Source organism: Nostoc sp. MG11 (assembly GCF_014904695.1).
Classification (GTDB): Bacteria; Cyanobacteriota; Cyanobacteriia; order Cyanobacteriales; family Nostocaceae; genus Komarekiella.
The window spans coordinates 1-732 of sequence record NZ_JACXXN010000210.1 but is presented as its reverse complement, the minus strand read 5'-3'; the positions used below and the strand labels follow the sequence as shown (position 1 = coordinate 732).

The 732-nt window shown below is 40.0% G+C and carries 1 protein-coding gene; it reads left to right on the top strand.

Translation table 11 applies throughout. The features are described 5' to 3' along the window. Positions 1–474: 474 nt before the first annotated feature. Positions 475–732 (top strand): hypothetical protein (locus HCR01_RS38135; protein WP_193201042.1); only part of this gene is annotated, 258 nt, incomplete at its 3' end.

Genomic DNA, 732 nt, shown 5'->3' with positions numbered 1-732 from the left:
GCCATTTAAATGGTTGTTTTGGGTTCATCTCTGTAGCATTTCAGTCTCTTGAAAGAATATAACACTTGCTTAGGCACCTATTTTTGCAACACAGCCGTACCACCAGCATTAGACTTAATATCTAATCTAACTTTTCTCTTGACTGCTTTCTTTTTCATAGATAAAAACTTGAGAAGTTATGGAGTAACGTCACTCCACTCATGATTATGAAATTTTTTAGACAAATGGAGTAATGTTACTCCATGCTGGTACGTTAATAATAACTAGGTTCTCCAACTGTTTTGTAAGACTTAGGTAAACAGTTATTACTGACTATTGGCTAGATATTGTACTATGCTTACTCTAAAATCTCTAAAAATATTCCAGTAAGTGATACCTAATCTATGACTTTCTTGTTTTGTAGTTGGATGGACGAAGTGCTGGGTAAAATATGAAAGTTCTCCAGTCTGGCTAAGTTCATCGAAACAAGGTGCTATGAAATCTACCCAACGCCCATCCAAGCCACCCAAGCAACAGCCAAAACCCAACGACCAAAGCCAAAAGCTAGACCTTGTTGCTTATAAACCCGTGGAGCAACATCAGGAACCATCTCAGCCTGACCCAAGCAAGAGTGATCAGCCGCCACAAGTTGAACTGGAACACCAAGTGATTGCTAATGACAAGCCACTACCTTTAGAAAAAGACAAAGCCGAACGAGTCTACGCTCCCCCGCGCAAATCCAATTCACCGCAA